General features: G+C 62.7%; 15 protein-coding genes. 6 read left to right on the top strand and 9 right to left on the bottom strand.

Going from position 1 to position 16,039, the window contains the following annotated elements:
- The first annotated feature begins 36 nt into the window (after window positions 1-36).
- Complete coding sequence (locus NKH42_RS09795) at window positions 37-633, top strand: NADPH-dependent F420 reductase (protein WP_352688517.1); 597 nt, start codon at window positions 37-39, stop codon at window positions 631-633.
- A gap of 196 nt (window positions 634-829) precedes the next feature.
- Here the strand turns inward: NKH42_RS09795 and NKH42_RS09790 are convergent, their stop codons facing one another.
- Entirely contained in the window at window positions 830-2,041 is a 1,212-nt protein-coding gene (locus NKH42_RS09790) for a carboxymuconolactone decarboxylase family protein (protein WP_352974055.1), read from the bottom strand.
- A 571-nt stretch (window positions 2,042-2,612) separates the two neighbouring features.
- Between NKH42_RS09790 and NKH42_RS09785 the strand changes: the two genes are divergently transcribed.
- Window positions 2,613-2,972 (top strand): ArsR/SmtB family transcription factor, encoded by a 360-nt coding sequence (locus tag NKH42_RS09785; RefSeq protein WP_352645093.1) that lies wholly within the window; start codon window positions 2,613-2,615, stop codon window positions 2,970-2,972.
- Between the two features lie 16 nt (window positions 2,973-2,988).
- On the top strand, window positions 2,989-3,468 hold the full coding sequence (locus tag NKH42_RS09780) for an SRPBCC domain-containing protein (RefSeq protein ID WP_352506867.1): 480 nt from the start codon (window positions 2,989-2,991) through the stop codon (window positions 3,466-3,468).
- A gap of 600 nt (window positions 3,469-4,068) precedes the next feature.
- On the opposite strand, the gene NKH42_RS09775 is transcribed toward NKH42_RS09780, so the two are convergent.
- Window positions 4,069-4,962, bottom strand: a complete 894-nt coding sequence (locus NKH42_RS09775; RefSeq protein WP_352688515.1) for an NAD(P)/FAD-dependent oxidoreductase — start codon at window positions 4,960-4,962, stop codon at window positions 4,069-4,071.
- Between NKH42_RS09775 and NKH42_RS09770 the strand changes: the two genes are divergently transcribed.
- Window positions 4,961-5,149, top strand: a complete 189-nt coding sequence (locus NKH42_RS09770) for a hypothetical protein (protein ID WP_352688513.1) — start codon at window positions 4,961-4,963, stop codon at window positions 5,147-5,149. The two genes, NKH42_RS09775 and NKH42_RS09770, sit on opposite strands and share 2 nt — an antisense overlap.
- A gap of 101 nt (window positions 5,150-5,250) precedes the next feature.
- On the top strand, window positions 5,251-5,898 hold the full coding sequence (locus tag NKH42_RS09765) for a TetR/AcrR family transcriptional regulator (protein WP_352688511.1): 648 nt from the start codon (window positions 5,251-5,253) through the stop codon (window positions 5,896-5,898).
- Between the two features lie 358 nt (window positions 5,899-6,256).
- Here NKH42_RS09765 and NKH42_RS09755 read toward each other — a convergent pair whose 3' ends face one another.
- From NKH42_RS09755 to NKH42_RS09730, 6 genes are all read right to left on the bottom strand, one after another.
- A complete protein-coding gene (locus NKH42_RS09755) occupies window positions 6,257-7,204 on the bottom strand; it encodes a sigma-70 family RNA polymerase sigma factor (protein WP_352754315.1) in 948 nt (315 codons plus the stop codon).
- 19 nt (window positions 7,205-7,223) lie between these two features.
- The gene (locus NKH42_RS09750) at window positions 7,224-8,102 is read right to left on the bottom strand and encodes an alpha/beta hydrolase (RefSeq protein WP_352752073.1); all 879 of its coding nucleotides are present in this window, start codon (window positions 8,100-8,102) and stop codon (window positions 7,224-7,226) included.
- A gap of 329 nt (window positions 8,103-8,431) precedes the next feature.
- Window positions 8,432-9,994 carry a glutamine-hydrolyzing GMP synthase gene (guaA, locus tag NKH42_RS09745; RefSeq protein ID WP_352688505.1) on the bottom strand — a complete coding sequence of 521 codons (1,563 nt, stop codon included), beginning with the start codon at window positions 9,992-9,994 and terminating at the stop codon, window positions 8,432-8,434.
- A gap of 55 nt (window positions 9,995-10,049) precedes the next feature.
- A complete protein-coding gene (locus NKH42_RS09740) occupies window positions 10,050-10,730 on the bottom strand; it encodes a 5'-methylthioadenosine/S-adenosylhomocysteine nucleosidase (RefSeq protein WP_352688503.1) in 681 nt (226 codons plus the stop codon).
- Window positions 10,731-10,757: 27 nt separating this feature from the next.
- Window positions 10,758-11,216 carry a PaaI family thioesterase gene (locus NKH42_RS09735; RefSeq protein ID WP_023677140.1) on the bottom strand — a complete coding sequence of 153 codons (459 nt, stop codon included), beginning with the start codon at window positions 11,214-11,216 and terminating at the stop codon, window positions 10,758-10,760.
- 126 nt (window positions 11,217-11,342) lie between these two features.
- On the bottom strand, window positions 11,343-12,632 hold the full coding sequence (locus tag NKH42_RS09730) for an RsmB/NOP family class I SAM-dependent RNA methyltransferase (protein ID WP_352688501.1): 1,290 nt from the start codon (window positions 12,630-12,632) through the stop codon (window positions 11,343-11,345).
- Window positions 12,633-12,976: 344 nt separating this feature from the next.
- On the opposite strand from NKH42_RS09730, the gene NKH42_RS09725 reads away from it, so the two are divergent.
- A complete protein-coding gene (locus NKH42_RS09725) occupies window positions 12,977-13,654 on the top strand; it encodes an MIP/aquaporin family protein (RefSeq protein WP_254819333.1) in 678 nt (225 codons plus the stop codon).
- Between the two features lie 81 nt (window positions 13,655-13,735).
- On the opposite strand, the gene katG is transcribed toward NKH42_RS09725, so the two are convergent.
- The gene (katG, locus tag NKH42_RS09720; RefSeq protein WP_352506879.1) at window positions 13,736-15,934 is read right to left on the bottom strand and encodes a catalase/peroxidase HPI; all 2,199 of its coding nucleotides are present in this window, start codon (window positions 15,932-15,934) and stop codon (window positions 13,736-13,738) included.
- Window positions 15,935-16,039: the final 105 nt, after the last annotated feature.

Here is a 16,039-nt window from a genome sequence, read left to right as displayed (position 1 = left end):
CCGGGGAATCAATACCAACACAAATCGGAGAAGATTATGAGCTACGCAATTGTAGGATTCGGTAAGATTGGCCAGGCCCTCGCCCACGCCTTTGCCCGTAAAAACATCGACGTGACCGTCGCGAGCCGCCGGCCGCCCGAGGCGTTGGCGCCGCAGGCTCGGGCGATTGGACCCACGATCGTCACCAAGTCGTTGCGGGAAGCACTCGAGGCCGACACGATCATCCTGGCGGTCCCGTTCGGGGAGCACCGCGAGGTTGCGAAAGCCCTGCCGAGCTGGGAAGGCAAGACGGTCATCGACGCGATGAACCTCTTTCCGGTCCCTGAAGAGCTGGACGGTCTCCCGTCCTCCGCTTTCGTCGCGAAGGCGTTCACCGGCGCCAAGTTCGTGAAAGGGTTCAATCACCTGATTGCGGCCACCCTGGCTGCCGATCCGATCGTCGAGGGCGGCCACCGGGTCGTCTTTCTGTCGAGCGACGACGAGGACGCGATCGCTCCCGTGGCGGCCTTGGCCAAACAACTCGGGTTCGCACCCGTCAAGCTGGGAAAGCTCAACGAGGGTGGCGCGCTGGTGCACGCACGCGGCCGTACTTGGGGCCAGCTTATCTTCCAGGATTTGTTCAAGAAGGAGTGACTATCGACATCAATTGGTCGATTTTTCGCTTCGCAGGCACACGCACATTCGGCATAGCGCCTGATAAAAGACCGTCAGCAGTAAAGCGCATGGGCGAGAGAGACCGTTTCGCGACGGCCTCTCCTACGTCCGCTCCGCCGTTATCGGCCGTCGTCAGCCGTTTTGAAAGCCCCTGAGGTGATCTGCCCTTTTGGGACTAACCGCGCTTAGAGAATTCCTCGGCTGCGATACGAACCGCCTGCTGTGTCGCGGGATAGCCGCTGTAAGGAGTGAGGTTTATGAGCGTTTCCAGGATTTCTTCCCGCGTCGCGCCAACGTTCAACGCGGCGTTGATGTGCACGCGAAGCGGAATCTCTGCCGTGGCAGACCCAACGGCTGCCAGAGCAGCGCAGGCGCTGAGTTCCCGAGACTTCATGTCGATTCCGCTCCGCGAGAACACCTCACCATAAGAATGCTCGACGATCATTCGACCGAGATCAGGTGCGACATCATCGAAACTGCGGACCACGGCATCGCCCGATGAACCGGACGTCTCTGCAAGCGTAGCACGCCCGCGTTCCAACCGGTCTGCGCGGCTCTCGACCACGGCGGGTGGGGGCACGTTTGCCGCAATCGTTGGCGACCCGGCAGCGAAGATATCCTTGGCGACGGCGAAAGCGTTGAGCGCTGCCGGAAAACCCCGATAGACGCTGAGCTGGATCAGCACCTCGATGATTTCCTCTCGCGTCACGCCATGGGCAAGCGCGCCGGCGAGATGAAGACGGAGCGCCGCCGCACGATTGCCGCTGGCAGCAAGCATCGAGATGATTGCTAACAGTTTGGCTTTTTGGTCGAGGCCGTCGCGCGCCAGCATTTCACCAAAGGCGAACTCGATGGAGAGTTGCCCGAGGTCAGGCGAACCGGCAGCAAAGCCATCGAAATATGCCTGCACATCGCCTCCAGAGAGCCGGTCGAGCGCCTCCAACCCGGCCTGTCGGCGTGTCGATCCATCGCCTGCGGAGGGCTCGATGGGTTCAAAAGCGAGCTTGCGCTCAGCGAACACCGCACGAATAAGGCCGATCGCATTTACCGTTGGCGGGAAGCCGAGGAGCGCTACAGATATAAACATGAGTTCGATGAGCGCCTTCGGCTCGCCGCCGGCGTTGAGGAAGCCCGCCATATGAAACTCCAACTGCGGCTGGGCGCTTCCGTCGGCAAGCAGCATTGAAATAGTGCACAGCTGACGCAATGGGAGGTCGAGACCTGGCCGCGATAGAATGTCTCCGTATGGGTATTCTACGGTGAAACGAGAAAGGTCGACGGATGTCTCGGCAAGACTATTAATCGGCGCGTCGAAATTCTCTCCGCCAATCTGCCGTAAGATTTCAAGACCGCGCGAATAACGACTAGCTTGAGATGTTGTTGTCATTGCATATGCCTTCTGATTGACCGTGGCGAGAGTCCCGCCCACGGCGACAAGGGCAGCTCCAAAGAACTCTGGCCGGGTGCGGTGCGCTGTGCTCGGTTATTGCTGCGTTAGGGCGACACGACATCGGCGATCTCTTTCACGAAGCGTCCCGGACTTGGCCGCGAAACCAAAGAAGGCATCGCGGAACTAGCCATAGTCGAAGGCGCTCGACAAGGAATGCTGGTCGCGACCGCCCCACACCAGGCACAGCCGGATTTGATACAAACCCTCGGAACGTGACCTCTGCAGTCGAGGGTTTGTATCATCGGAGCCGACGCTAATGCCGGCTGATCCCAGTCATCGCGAATTGAGAACTCTCGGCTACTTTTGCTGTGCTGGTATCGCCTACAGCGCGATATCCTATCCTACTTTACTCCACAGCACGCCCCTCACTCCCACTCGATTGTTTCTTGAGTATGGCAACGCATTGATCTAACGGCGCAATTTTTTCTACACTCAATGGAGAACCAACGCAGAGCGCGCTCGGTCTCCCCTTGAATGCCGCTAATCCGTGTGTTACATACTGAACCACATGGTTCAGTATGCTCGGATCCGCTTCGATGCCTCGTTCGCCGCGCTCTCGGACGCCACCCGACGCGGCGTTCTGGAGCATCTCGGACGTGCAGACGCTTCGATCACGGACCTTGCCGAAAAGTTCCACATGACCCTCACGGGCATGAAAAAGCATGTCGGCGTCTTGGAGCAGGCGGGGCTCGTGACCACGGAGAAGGTCGGACGCGTGCGGACCTGCAAGCTCGGCCTGCGCCGACTAGAGGAAGAGGCGGCATGGATCGAGAGGTACAACCAGCTCTGGGACGCACGCTTCGACGAGTTGGATAAGGTTATCGAGGAACTGAAACAGAAGGAGAAGGTCGATGGACGCAGGAAGTGAGAGTGAGCCTACCCCCATGAAGAACCGCACGACGGTGGAACGGAAGTCCGAGCGTGAGCTAGTCGTTACGCGTACCTTTGACGCCCCGGCGCGCATCGTGTTCGAGGCGTGGACCAAGCCCGAGCTGTTCAAGCAGTGGTGGGTGCCGAAGTCGATGGGCATGCTCCTGCGTTCCTGCGAAATGGATGTTCGTGTCGGGGGCAAGTACCGTCTCGAGTTCGAACCCGATGCTATGGTGTTCTTCGGCACGTACCTCGAAGTGACAGCGCACTCGCGCCTCGTCTGGACCAATGAGGAAGATGGTGAGGGTGGGCCCGTGACCACGGTGACCTTCGAGGAAAAAGGTGGCAAGACGCTGCTGGTCCTGCACGAGCTCTATCCCTCGAAGGAAGTTCTCGACGCTGCCGGCACCGGGGCGGCGGATGCAATGGTCGAGACGTTCGAGCAACTGGACGAGCTTCTTATCACCCTGGGCGCGCGCGTGGGACGGTCATGAAGTCGTCGATCTCGCGGTCGGCCGCTTGGCTCTTCACTACGCGGAAGAGAACCCCGACGAGGTCGTCGCCGCCCTCTGCGGACCTACGAGACCATCATCAACCTCATTGACAATACGACCAACCGAGGTGTCTCGTCGTGCGCGTCCGCCTCAACCACCTTTTTGCGCGCCATTCTACGCTGGAGCACTACCGCATTCGGAAACGCATTCTGAGGCCGACGTGCGCGGTGGGCCGCAATCAAATGTCCTCGTCGAGGATAGTTCGGCCGCACAGTCGGAACGGTAGTAGCGCCAGAAGCCTGACCGCCATGCTGATTGCAAAGCTGGCATCGCGCAGTAGATGGTGCTCTGCCGGGCGCTGCGAGTCCAAGACGCGTCGCGATAGATTTACCGGATCATTGATGTTCCGATAGTGCGAAAGTGGATTTCGAAGAGCCGTGAGGCGTCGAAGGTCAGCGGCATCCTCTTTCGTGATGATCTGACGCAGCTGACCGGCCAAAGACGCCCCTCAGGGGAGATGGGCCCCGCGTTTCCGTGGCACCGGCCCGCAACCTTCATAATATGATGGCCCGCGGCAACCGGAGAAGGGTATCTGTGCCCTCAAACCAGCATCGACTGCTGGGCGAAGATACCCGCCATCGCGCCGTGCGATGATGCCGTGGTGACCGAGGCCATGAGGGGGTTGGCGAGGTCGCCGGCGGCGTAGATGCCGGGCATGCTGGTTTCGCGGCGCTCGTCGACCTTGAGGGCGATGCCGAGGGGCGTATCGACCGTGGCGAGGCCCAGTGATTCATGCAGGCTTGCAGACGGCTTGTTGCGCGGATGGGCGAACAGGATGTCGACTGCGACATTGCGGCCGGTATCGAGACTGACGGTGGCAATATGGCCCCCGTGATGGGCGATCTCGGTGATCCGGCCATCGACGACAGGTATGTTGCGGCGCGCCAGATCGGCCCGGATATCGGGTGGAATGTCGTGACCATCGGCGAAGAGCGTCAACCTGTCGGTCCAATCGTGGAACAGCCTTACCTGATTGTGCGACTGCGGGCCGGACCAGACAAGGCCCCAATGCTGGCCGGCGACTTCAAAGCCGTCGCAATAGGGACAGGGCACGATGGACGTGCCCCAGCCTTCGGCAAAGCCCCGAACATCAGGCATCTGGTCGGCGACGCCATAGCTCAGGATCAGGCGGCGCGCCGCAAGGCTTTCGCCATCGCCAGTGAGGACGGAGAAATCGTCGATGGCGCCGGAGACGCTGTCGGCCCGGGCACTGACCAGTCTGATCGTGGGATAACGCGCCAGCTGCTGCCGCGCCTCGGCCAGGATGTCCAGCGGTGGCTTGTGATCGTGACCGAGCAGGCCATGCGAGTGGCCGGCGAAGCGATTGCGCGGCAGGCCGGTATCGAGAACGGTGACCTTGCGGCGGGCACGGCCGAGCTGAAGCGCAGCGGCGAGACCGGCAAAGCTGCCGCCGATGATGATGACGTCATCCATGGTGATAAACTCCGTGTTGTGGATGGAGGGGGTTGGGCTGGGCCTGGCGCAAAATATCGTCCAGCGATACGCGCTCGAGACGGGCAGCGAGCAGGGCTTCGGCATCGACGAGAAAGTCGCCCATCACTGTGTTGACCGGCCGGACAATGCCGCATTCGATATCGCCGGGCGGCCCAGGGAAACTTGATTTGGAGGACAGGTTGAAACCTACCCATTGGCTTGCACATTTCAGATACTACATGGTATCGTAATGCAAGAATTAGGATACTGTCAAGTACTGGAATTGTCGTGACCGAAAACAGCCAGGGTCGGCGCGGCCGGCCCGCCAACGAGGCGCTTGGCCAAACGATAGTCGACGCCGCGTGCGAACTCTTTGTGGAATTGGGTTTTCAAGCGACGACATTGGACAAGGTCGCCCAGCGGGCGAAGATATCCAAGCTCAGCATCTATCGGCACTTCGAGAACAAGGAGGCGCTGTTCAGCGCGGCCATCGCGACCCGCTGCCATCAGTTTGCACCACAGGCCCTTTTTGGAGGCCTCGACGGTTCGGCTGAAGATCAGCTCATGGCGGTGGGATCATCCCTGCTTCGCACGCTGTTGAGCTCGGACGTCCGCAGTGTCGAAGCCATGATCATGGCCGACAAGACGAATCAAAAGTCGTTAAGCAAGCTCCATTACGAAGCCGGCCCCGCCCATGTCATCGCCCAAATCGAGGCCCTGTTGCGTCAGTTGCACGCGAAGGCGGTTCTGAACGTGCCCGATCCTCTCCGGTCCGCCCGCTTGTTTGCCGCGCTTTTCAAAGGATCCGATCTCCCGATTGTCGCACGCTTCGATGAGGCGAGAGCAGAGGACGACAACGAAATCGAATCTTATTGCCGGTCGGCCGTCGCCATGTTCATCGCCGCGCACGGTGGCAACGACCACGCGGGCGGATAAGCATTTGATTGCTCCGGGCAGCTTGGCCGGGACCGTCGTCCAGGCGCTTCGTCATATTGGGCCGGCGCGCGCGGCCGAGCTTGCACAGATCGCGGCACCTCATCTTTCTCCCAACGATAAAAGACGCTCGCATCTACCGCGGTCCAAGCTCCCGGCTGGATGCGGTCGACGCTTCTCTCCATCGCAGATCCGGCAGCAGTCGGGACAACATTTGATAGGTGATGCGACGGTGCCATCCGACGATATGCGATCAGGTCCGGAACACCGATCGGTACCGCAGCCAAAGCTGCACGCCACGATTTTTCGTTGAGGACGCACCATCGTAACTCCGCCAGGCCAGAAGTGAGAAATCGTCGCCTTATGCTCTTCCCAAAATGGCTGGCCCAGTCATGAGATTCAGGTCGGTTTCCGCGGCGTTTTCCAACATCCATGGACAGGCATAATAATCTTCGATGCGATCGATGACGCGACCGGCGACATGGACACGAACCGGCCACGCGACCTGCCACCGGTCGCCTCGCTGGAAGAGCACGATCAGGACAGGCTCTCCGTCGATCGCCCCCAACTCCATGGTCCACGTCTCCGGGTTTCGCTCGTATTCGACGAAATAGGGAGAACTTCTGAGCAGGCCGTCGAAGCAGTCGGCGACCCGCAACCGAGCATCGGCGCTGGTGAGGCTCCGCACGCCATCCCAGTCATGGCGGTTGAAGAGGTCAACATAGCGCTGCAAGAGCCCCGCGGTGTCGGGATCAAGCGGACGGTTCGGTTCACCGGCAGGTTCAGGGGGCAAGTCGGCGAGCTTCGCCCGTCCGCGGGAGAGCGCGGATTTGACGCCCCCAACCGTCGAGTCCACGAGTTCTGCGGTCTCTTCCAGCGAATAGTCGAACACGTCCTTCAGGAGGATGCAGGCGCGCTCCTTGGGCGGCAAGTGGCCAACCAGCCGTTCGATGGCGCGGCGTGCATCGGTCGCTGCCGGCTCTGCAGAGACAACGCCGATGTCGTCCGAATAGGCGTGCTCCGCGCGCTCGCGCACATCGCGTCGCCTCAGAAAGTCGATGCAGCGATTGTGAGCGATGCGAAACAGCCAGGGCTTCAGCCGGCGGGCATCGTCGAGGGTCTCAATGTTCGTATAGGCCTCGAACAGCGTCTCCTGCACGAGATCCTCACCGTGGAGGCGTGAGGCCGTCATGCGGGCGCAGTAGCGATGCAGTTGGGCGCGGACGCCTGACACCGTCTCGACGAAGGCGCGATATCGCGCATCGAACAGGCCGGTCGGTCGCTCGGGCATGTCCTTCAGCTGCCACATCTGGGTTTCAATTTGCCAGTCATGCGACCTCCTGACCTTCCGCGCGTGTTTCCGCGGTTGCGGCCAGACCAAGCTTGGGGCGAACCCATTGTGCCAACCGCGCGATCGCGTCGTCGGCTTCGGGAGCGCGGCCGGCCATCATCTGGAACGAGTGCAGCATCCCCGGAAATACGTCTATGCGCACCTCGACGCCGGCGGCTTTCGCGCGGTCGGCGAGCGCTCGGCTGTCGTCGAGCAGGGTTTCGTCTCCGCCCACTTGCAGATAGATCGGCGGCAGGCCCTTCAGATCGGCAAAGATGGGGCTGGCGAGTGGATGCCGGGGATCGGTCCCTGCAAGGACTTGCGATACCAGCATATCCACGACCGCCTTCTGGAAGAAGGCGTCCTTCTCGCGGTTGCTTTCGTAGGAGTGCCCGCTCGCCGACAGATCATACCAGCCAGAGATGCTGAGGATCGCGGCCGGCAGCGGCCGTCCCGCATCGCGGAGTTTCATCGTCGCCGCAACGATCAGGCCAGCACCAGCGGAATCGCCTGCAGCTATGGTGTGCTTCGGCGCGACACCCTGCTCGGCGAGCCATTCGAACGCGGTCACGGCCTGCTCGATTTGGCGCGGAAACTTGCTCTGGAAAACGACCATCTTGCGATGGGTCCAGATCGATCCGCCGACATAGCCACCGCCGTGCAGGTAAAGCATGACCCGGTCTTTGGCTGCCGTTTTTGGCTGAATCCACAGCGCGGTCTTGTCGCCGACGTTCGTCTCGACGTAATCGACGCCGCCCGGTTCTGCCGTCAAAACGGACCACTCGGATGCTTCCTGTGGCGACTCTCGACCGCTGCGGAAAGCCTCCGCGAGCGTTTCGTAGTGTATCTTGTTCGCTAGGCTCTGCTTGCTGTTCATTTGTCACGCTCCAATTCGTCCAGGAGGGCGATGTCAAGGATGACCGTGCCCATGAACAGCTAAGACGGATGAACCCAGCGGATACGTGGCCGGCAGATGCAACGCCTCGCCGGTGGCCGTTGCCGCGGACCCCGGGTGTCAAACCCAGCAAGGCTAGGCTGCTCCACCCTTCTCTGTGGGACGTTCGTTCCAGACATTCGCCGATCGGCCAGATGCTTCGTCTATGCCGTCGCCGGGTGGCCGGGGGCTGGGACTATTGACTATTATCGCCGAGCCAACATCGCTTTAAACATGCTGCTCTATCCTCTTCTACTCCGCAGTACGCCCCATCACTCCCACTCGATTGTACCTGGGGGCTTGCTCGTCACGTCGTAGACGACGCGGTTGATGCCGCGCACTTCGTTGATGATGCGCGTAGCGGCGGCACCGAGGAAGGCCATGTCGTAGTGGTAGAAATCCGCTGTCATGCCGTCGACCGAGGTGACGGCGCGCAGCGCGCAGACGAACTCGTATGTGCGGCCGTCGCCCATCACGCCGACGGTCTGCACCGGCAGCAGCACGGCGAAAGCCTGCCAGATGGCGTCGTAGAGGCCGGCCTTGCGGATCTCGTCGAGATAGATGGCGTCGGCCTCGCGCAGGATCTCCAGCTTTTCGCGGGTGATGCCGCCCGGGCAGCGGATGGCAAGACCGGGACCGGGGAACGGATGCCGGCCGATGAAGCTGTCGGGCAGGCCGAGCTCCTTGCCGAGCGCCCTCACCTCGTCCTTGAACAATTCGCGCAGCGGCTCGACGAGCTGCATGTTCATGCGTTCGGGCAGGCCGCCGACATTATGGTGCGACTTGATCGTCACCGACGGGCCACCGCTGAAGGAGACGCTTTCGATGACGTCGGGATAGAGGGTGCCTTGCGCCAGAAAATCGGCGCCGCCGAGCTTCTCGGCCTCCTCCTCGAACACCTCGATGAACAGCCGCCCGATGGTCTTGCGCTTCTTCTCGGGGTCCGACTCGCCCTCGAGCGCGCCGATGAAACGGTCCGCAGCGTCGACCAGGATGAGGGGCAGATTGTAATGCTGGCGAAACATCTCCACCACGCCTGATGCCTCGTCCTTGCGCATCAGCCCATGGTCGACGAGGATGCAGGTAAGCTGGTCGCCGACCGCCTCGTGGATCAGGAGTGCTGCGACAGAGGAATCGACGCCGCCTGAAAGCGCGCAGATCACCTTGCCCTTGCCGACCTGCTTACGGATCGTCTCGACCGCGTGCTCGCGGTAAGCGCGCATCGTCCAGTCGCCCTCAATACCGGCGATATTGTGGACGAAGTTTTGGAGCAGCCTGGCGCCGTCCGGCGTATGCACCACTTCGGGGTGGAACATGAGGCCGTACATCTTGCGCTCGACATTGCCGAAGATGGCGAAGGGCGAGCCCTCCGATTTTCCGAGCACCTCGAACCCCTTGGGCAGGGAGATGACGCGGTCGCCATGGCTCATCCACACCTGGTGGCGCTGGCCGGGCGCCCACAGGCCCTCGAACAACGGGCTGTCCTTGGCGATCTCGACGAAGGCGCGGCCGAATTCGCGATGATCGGAGCTTTCGGCGACGCCGCCCATCTGCACGCACATCGCCATCTGGCCATAGCAGATGCCGAGCACCGGCACGCCGGCGTCGAAGACGATCTGCGGCGCGCGCGGACTGCCGATATCGGCGGTCGAGGCCGGGCCGCCGGACAGGATTACCGCCCTCGGATCGATGCGCTTGAACGCCGCCTCGGCCGACTGGAAGGGCACGATCTCGGAAAAGACGCCGGCCTCGCGGATGCGGCGGGCGATCAGCTGGGTAAACTGGCTGCCGAAATCGACAATCAGGACGGTGTCGGGATGATTGGCTGTTTTCATGGCGAGCGTTTAGAGAAAGAAACGAGTCGGCGCAATGGGTTGCGAGGCCTCTCTCTCATTCCGATTCCGCATCTTCACGCGACAGATCAAACTCGATTGCGCCGGAGGCGATCGCCTGTTCCAGCAGTTGCACCGCCGCGGCCAGCTTCTCGTCGATGACGTGCAGATATTCGGTCCAGTCGCCGACATGCCTCAGATCGGCTGCCCCGTCGGAAATGCCTCGCAGGCCGATAAGCGGCACGTCGAACAGTTGGCAGGCGCGCAGGCAGGCGAAGGTCTCCATATCGACCATGTCGGCGGCGATCGCGTCGTAGGCGGCGCCGGTGACGATTGCCGCACCGGTCGACAGCGTCGCTTGCCCGATGCCTGGAACTCTGAACGGCAGCGGCACGCTGACAGGCAGATCGAGGAACGGCGTGGCGCCCTTCTCGAACCCCAGGGGCGAGGCGTCCATGTCGCGGTAGGCGACTGAAACGGCCTGGTAGATTTCCGTCTGCTCCAGCGTCCGGCTGCCCGCCGAACCGAGCGACACGACGAGATCGGGCAGCGCCACCCCGGCATGCAGCCGGGACAGTTCGGCGCTGAGTCCGACGCCGGCCTCGACCGGTCCGACGCCGGTCATCAGCGGCGTGAACAGCCGCTGCAGGTGTGGACCGTATTCGGCCTCGGCCGCCATGACGAAGAGAACGGACTTGCCGGAGATCGGGGTGAGCTCACCAGGTGCCTTGCCGGCCATGATCGTCGATCCTCCCCTGCCCGTTCCTCAGCCTTCGATGCCGTCGCGGCCGAGCACTGTCATCATCGTTCCGGTCATCGTGGCGATCAGCTTGGCCTCGCCATCGACAGCGAACGCATAGGCTTGTCCGTCGGCGACGATGATGGTGCGGCCGGGCTTGGTCACCGAGCCGCGGAACAGGAAACGCTCGCCCCGGCCCGGCGCTAGCAGATTGACCTTGAACTCGATGGTCAGCACGCCGGAATTTTCCGGCATCAGCGAGAATGCCGCATAGCCGCAGGCCGAGTCGAGAGCCGTCGAAATGACGCCGGCATGGAGAAAGCCATGCTGCTGCGTCAGAGCCGCCGAATAGGGCATTTCGATCTCGATGATGCCGGGCGTCACCAGCGTCAGCTCGGCGCCAATCGTCATCATCGCGTTCTGGCGCGCAAAGGACGTCCTGACGCGGTCCTCATAGTCGGGAGCAGGAACGATCTTTGCTGCCATGGCCGTCGCCCTTCATTTCTCGGCAAATCTTATTGCAAAGTCATTTATCGCAGAGGGGTGGGCGGCAGGCAATCGCAAATGCTGCACTGCAGCATTCGGCCCCGGCTCTGTTTCCATGACAATGGTTCAGCCGGCGCGGCGCAGCGCACAGAAATAGAAACCGTCGGTGCCGCTCAGCAACGGTGACAGCGAAATGCCGCCCGCAGCGCCTATCCGCATGGCCGCTTCGTGGCCCGCAAAACGGCTGTCCCAAAGCTGGCGGTGATCGACAGGGACAAAACCGGGATGGCGGTCCCGGAACGCCGAAACCTGGTCGCCATTTTCCTCGTCGAACACCGAACAGGTGATGTAGACCAGCAGGCCGCCGGGTTTGACGAAGTCGCTGGCGGCATCGAGTATCGTCTCCTGCTCGCCCTTGCGCGCGTCGAGCTGCCTCTGTGTCAGCCGCCATTTGGCATCCGGCCGGCGCCGCCACGTGCCGCTGCCGGTGCAGGGCGCATCGATCAGGACGATGTCCATATGCCTGCCGAGCGGCGCGAGTTCGGCCGGCCTGGTGACGATCTGCACATTGCGGTTTTCCGAGCGGCGGATGCGGTCGAAGATCGGCGCCAGCCTGGCCTTCTCGGCGTCGTGAGCGAAGATCTGGCCGCGATTGTCCATCGCCGCGGACAGCGCCAGCGTCTTGCCGCCGGCGCCGGCGCAAAAATCGAGCACCTGCATTCCAGGTTCGGCGCCGGCCAGTTCGGCCGCAATCTGCGAACCCTCGTCCTGAACCTCGAACCAGCCTTTCTGGAAGGCCGGCTCGGCCTGCACGTTCGGGTGCCTGCCGTCGCCTTCGATCGGCGGGATGCGGATGCCGTGCGGCGCGATCCGCGCAGGCTTGGCGCCGGTCTCCGCCAACTCGGCCAGCACCTTGCCGCGATCGGCCTTGAGCGTATTGACCCTGAGGTCGAGCGGCGGGCGTGTCGCCAGCGCGGCACCCTCTTCCACCCAGGCCGTGCCGAACGCGCGCTCGAACAGCGGCATGCACCAGTCGGGGATATCTGCCCTGATAGCCGGCGGCGCATCGGCGAGCCGGCGACCGCCGAGCGTTGTCAGTTCGTCGGCGGTAAGCAGCGGCGGCGCGAACTTGTCGCCCTCGAGCGCCTCGTTCAGCGACTGCGCCGTCTGGCCCCATTCGAGCAGCAGCGCGCCGAAGCCGATGGCGCGCGGCGTGTCCTCGCCGAGCAGCCAGCCGGCCGAGCGCTTGCGGCGCAGCGCGTCATAGACGATGTTGCCGATCGCGGCGCGGTCGCCGCCACCGGCGAAGCGGTGCGACAGGCCCCAGTCCTTCAGCGCATCAGCCACCGGCCGGTGGCGCCGGCCAATGTCGTCAAGCACTTCAATGGCTGCCGCCAGCCGCCCGCCCAGTCTCATTGTCGTCTTCCATTACTCAGCAAAACAAAATCCGGCCCTGCTCTTAGAGCTTTTCGTGTCCTGATTGAAACAGTTCTGTTTCCCCGACGGCGAGACAATCCATGCAAGGGGTGACGAGGGTGGGTTGGTGCATCGCGAGCCGCCGCCACCAAGCGGGCGCCGGCATGCGTAACCAAACAATTCATTAATATATTACAAGTCTCTAATGTGCATGTCTGGCGCTCACAAGCATAGCGGCTTGCGAAACTGCTCTGCTTTCCAAGTTTTCCGGTTGCGAATACTCTTTGCGCGGTGATTCGCGTCGCAGAAAAGGCGGAGCCGCGGGTCGATACGAGGAGAGGGCAATGAAGACTTATCTGGCGGAAGTTCTAGGCACGTTCCTATTGGTGTTCATCGGCACGGCTTCGGTGGTGACGGGCGGCTTCGGCGGCGCGCTGCCGCTTGGCCAGGAAGGTATCGGTCTGGCGTTCGGCATCGGCCTGATCGCGGCGGCCTATGCGATCGGCCCGATTTCGGGCGCGCACCTCAATCCGGCGGTGACGCTCGGTGTATTCCTCGCCGGGCGGATGCCGGCCAGGGATGTCATTCCCTATTGGATCGCGCAGGTCATCGGCGCCATCATCGCGTCGCTGGCACTGTGGATCATCGTCTCCGGACAGGTGGGCGGCCACACCGGCGGCTTCGGCGCCAATGGCTGGGATGTGACGAAATGGGGCGTCAGCTCGGCCTTGCTGTGGGAGCTGATCGGCACTTTCACCTTCGTCACGGTGATCCTCGGCGTCACCAACGCCAAGCACACCACGGCGTTCGCCGGCCTCGTAATCGGCCTGACGCTGGCCGGCCTGCACTTCGCCATCATCCCGGTGACCGGCACATCGCTCAACCCGGCCCGTTCGATCGGACCGGCGCTGTTTTCGGGAACTGCGGCGATCGGCCAGCTGTGGCTGTTCATCGTCGCGCCGCTGATCGGCGGCGCCATTGCCGGCGTGGTTGCCAAGGCCGGTATCTTCGAGAAGGACTGACTTTTCGGAAGCCCAACGAACAAAGGCGCGGGTCGAGGCCCGCGCCTTTTTTTGTTGCGTCGAGAAATTCGTATGCCCGGATCAGGCCGCCAGGTCAAAACGGTCGGCGTTCATCACCTTGGTCCACGCGGCGACGAAATCCCTGACGAACTTCTGCCCGGCGTCCGCCGACCCGTAGACCTCGGCCAGCGCCCGCAGCTGCGCATGCGAGCCGAAGATCAGGTCCGCGCGGGTGCCGGTCCACTTGACCGCCCTGGTCTTGCGGTCGCGCGCTTCGTAGACTTCATCGGAGCCGGCCGCCGGATCCCAGACAGTGTTCATGGAGAGCAGGTTGACGAAGAAATCGTTGGTCAACGTGCCCGGCCTGTCGGTGAACACCCCGTGCTTCGACTGACCGGTGTTGGCGCCGAGCACCCGCAACCCGCCAACGAGCACCGTCATCTCCGGCGCCGTCAAGGTCAGCAGCTGCGCCCGGTCGACCAGCATCGCTTCGACCGACATCGGCGGCTTGCCCCTGACATAATTGCGGAAGCCATCGATTTTCGGCTCGAGCGCGGCGAAGGACTGGACATCCGTCTGTTCCTGCGAGGCGTCCATGCGGCCTGGCGTGAACGGCACCCCCACGTCATGGCCGCCGTCTTTCGCCGCCTTCTCGACCGCGGCCACGCCGCCGAGAACGATGAGGTCGGCAAGCGAGATCTTCTTGCCGCCGAACTGCGCTGCGTTGAACTCGCTCTGGATGCCTTCGAGCTTTTCGAGCACCTTGGCCAGTTGCGCCGGCTGGTTGACCTCCCAATCCTTCTGCGGCGCCAGGCGGATGCGTGCGCCATTGGCGCCGCCACGCTTGTCGGAGCCGCGGAAAGTCGAGGCCGAGGCCCAGGCGGTCGAGACCAGTTCTGAGACGGACAGGCCGGAGGCCAGGATCTTCGCCTTCAGCGAGGCGATATCCTGCTCGCTGACCAGTTCGTGGTCGACTGCCGGTATCGGATCCTGCCAGATCAGCTCTTCCTTCGGCACGAGCGGGCCAAGATAGCGGACGGCCGGACCCATGTCGCGATGGGTCAGCTTGAACCAGGCGCGGGCGAAGGCATCGGCGAACTGATCAGGATTCTGATGGAAGCGCCGCGAGATCTTCTCATAGCCCGGGTCGACGCGCAAAGCGAGATCGGTGGTCAGCATCGCCGGGGCGCGACGCTTCGACGGATCGTGCGCGTCCGGCACAGTGCCTGCACCGGCGCCGCCCTTCGGGGTCCACTGATGGGCGCCGGCCGGGCTCTTGGTCAGCTGCCATTCGTAGTTGAACAGATTGTCGAAGAAGTTGTTGCTCCATTTGGTCGGCGTCGTGGTCCAGGTCACCTCGAGGCCCGAGGTGATGGCGTCGCCGGCAATGCCGGTAGCGTGCTTGCTCGACCAGCCGAGGCCCTGCGCCTCGATGCCGGCGCCTTCCGGCTCCGGGCCGACCAGCGATGCATCACCGGCGCCGTGGGTCTTGCCGAAGGTGTGACCGCCGGCGATGAGCGCCACGGTTTCCTCATCGTTCATGGCCATGCGAGCGAAGGTTTCGCGGATGTCGCGCGCCGCGGCCAATGGATCGGGCGTGCCGTTCGGCCCTTCCGGGTTGACGTAGATCAGCCCCATCTGCACGGCGCCGAGATGGCCGTGAAGTTCGCGGTCGCCGGAATAGCGCTCGTCGGCGAGCCACTTGGTTTCCGATCCCCAGTCCACGTCCTGCTCGGGCTCCCAGACATCGGCGCGGCCGCCGGCGAAGCCGAAGGTCTTGAAGCCCATCGATTCCAGCGCGACGTTGCCGGTGAGGATCAACAGGTCGGCCCAGGAGATCTTCCTGCCGTATTTCTGCTTGACCGGCCACAGCAGCCGGCGCGCCTTGTCGAGATTGGCGTTGTCCGGCCAGCTGTTGAGCGGCGCGAAACGCTGCTGACCGGCGCCGGCGCCGCCACGGCCGTCGCCGATGCGATAGGTGCCGGCGCTGTGCCAGGCCATGCGGATGAAGAGCGGGCCGTAATGGCCGAAATCGGCCGGCCACCAATCCTGCGAATCGGTCATCACCTGGTGCAGATCCCCGATCACCGCATCGAGATCGAGGCTCTTGAATTCCTTGGCGTAGTCGAAGTCCTCGTCCATCGGATCCGAGAGGCTGGACTGCTGGTGGAGGACGCCAAGGTCGAGCTGGTTTGGCCACCAGTCACGGTTGCTCCTCCTTGCCGATCCATGTGGGACCGGGCATTTGCCGGCGCTGTTGTCGTCGGTTTTCGCGTCCATCTTTGCCTCCGATTTGTTGATTTTCCGGGATTTTGTTGATTTTCCGGGCAGGGCCAGCGAGCCGCGCCATCCTGGAATAGTTCCAGACTAGCCTGCCCGGCCGAT

The sequence above is a fragment of the Mesorhizobium sp. M1142 genome (assembly GCF_040318565.1).
Lineage (GTDB): Bacteria > Pseudomonadota > Alphaproteobacteria > Rhizobiales > Rhizobiaceae > Mesorhizobium.
Note: the sequence above shows the minus strand (reverse complement) of the source record. Positions and strands in the feature narration are given on the sequence as shown.

Coding starts and splice junctions, on each gene's coding strand:
- NKH42_RS09770 (WP_352688513.1), top strand. CDS start 4,961: ATGGTGATAAACTCCGTGTTGTGGATGGAGGGGGTTGGGCTGGGCCTG.
- NKH42_RS09755 (WP_352754315.1), bottom strand. CDS start 7,204: ATGTGGCAGCTGAAGGACATGCCCGAGCGACCGACCGGCCTGTTCGAT.
- NKH42_RS09795 (WP_352688517.1), top strand. CDS start 37: ATGAGCTACGCAATTGTAGGATTCGGTAAGATTGGCCAGGCCCTCGCC.
- NKH42_RS09730 (WP_352688501.1), bottom strand. CDS start 12,632: ATGAGACTGGGCGGGCGGCTGGCGGCAGCCATTGAAGTGCTTGACGAC.
- NKH42_RS09735 (WP_023677140.1), bottom strand. CDS start 11,216: ATGGCAGCAAAGATCGTTCCTGCTCCCGACTATGAGGACCGCGTCAGG.
- NKH42_RS09790 (WP_352974055.1), bottom strand. CDS start 2,041: ATGACAACAACATCTCAAGCTAGTCGTTATTCGCGCGGTCTTGAAATC.
- NKH42_RS09740 (WP_352688503.1), bottom strand. CDS start 10,730: ATGGCCGGCAAGGCACCTGGTGAGCTCACCCCGATCTCCGGCAAGTCC.
- NKH42_RS09780 (WP_352506867.1), top strand. CDS start 2,989: ATGAAGAACCGCACGACGGTGGAACGGAAGTCCGAGCGTGAGCTAGTC.
- NKH42_RS09725 (WP_254819333.1), top strand. CDS start 12,977: ATGAAGACTTATCTGGCGGAAGTTCTAGGCACGTTCCTATTGGTGTTC.
- guaA (WP_352688505.1), bottom strand. CDS start 9,994: ATGAAAACAGCCAATCATCCCGACACCGTCCTGATTGTCGATTTCGGC.
- NKH42_RS09785 (WP_352645093.1), top strand. CDS start 2,613: ATGGTTCAGTATGCTCGGATCCGCTTCGATGCCTCGTTCGCCGCGCTC.
- NKH42_RS09750 (WP_352752073.1), bottom strand. CDS start 8,102: ATGAACAGCAAGCAGAGCCTAGCGAACAAGATACACTACGAAACGCTC.
- katG (WP_352506879.1), bottom strand. CDS start 15,934: ATGGACGCGAAAACCGACGACAACAGCGCCGGCAAATGCCCGGTCCCA.
- NKH42_RS09775 (WP_352688515.1), bottom strand. CDS start 4,962: ATGGATGACGTCATCATCATCGGCGGCAGCTTTGCCGGTCTCGCCGCT.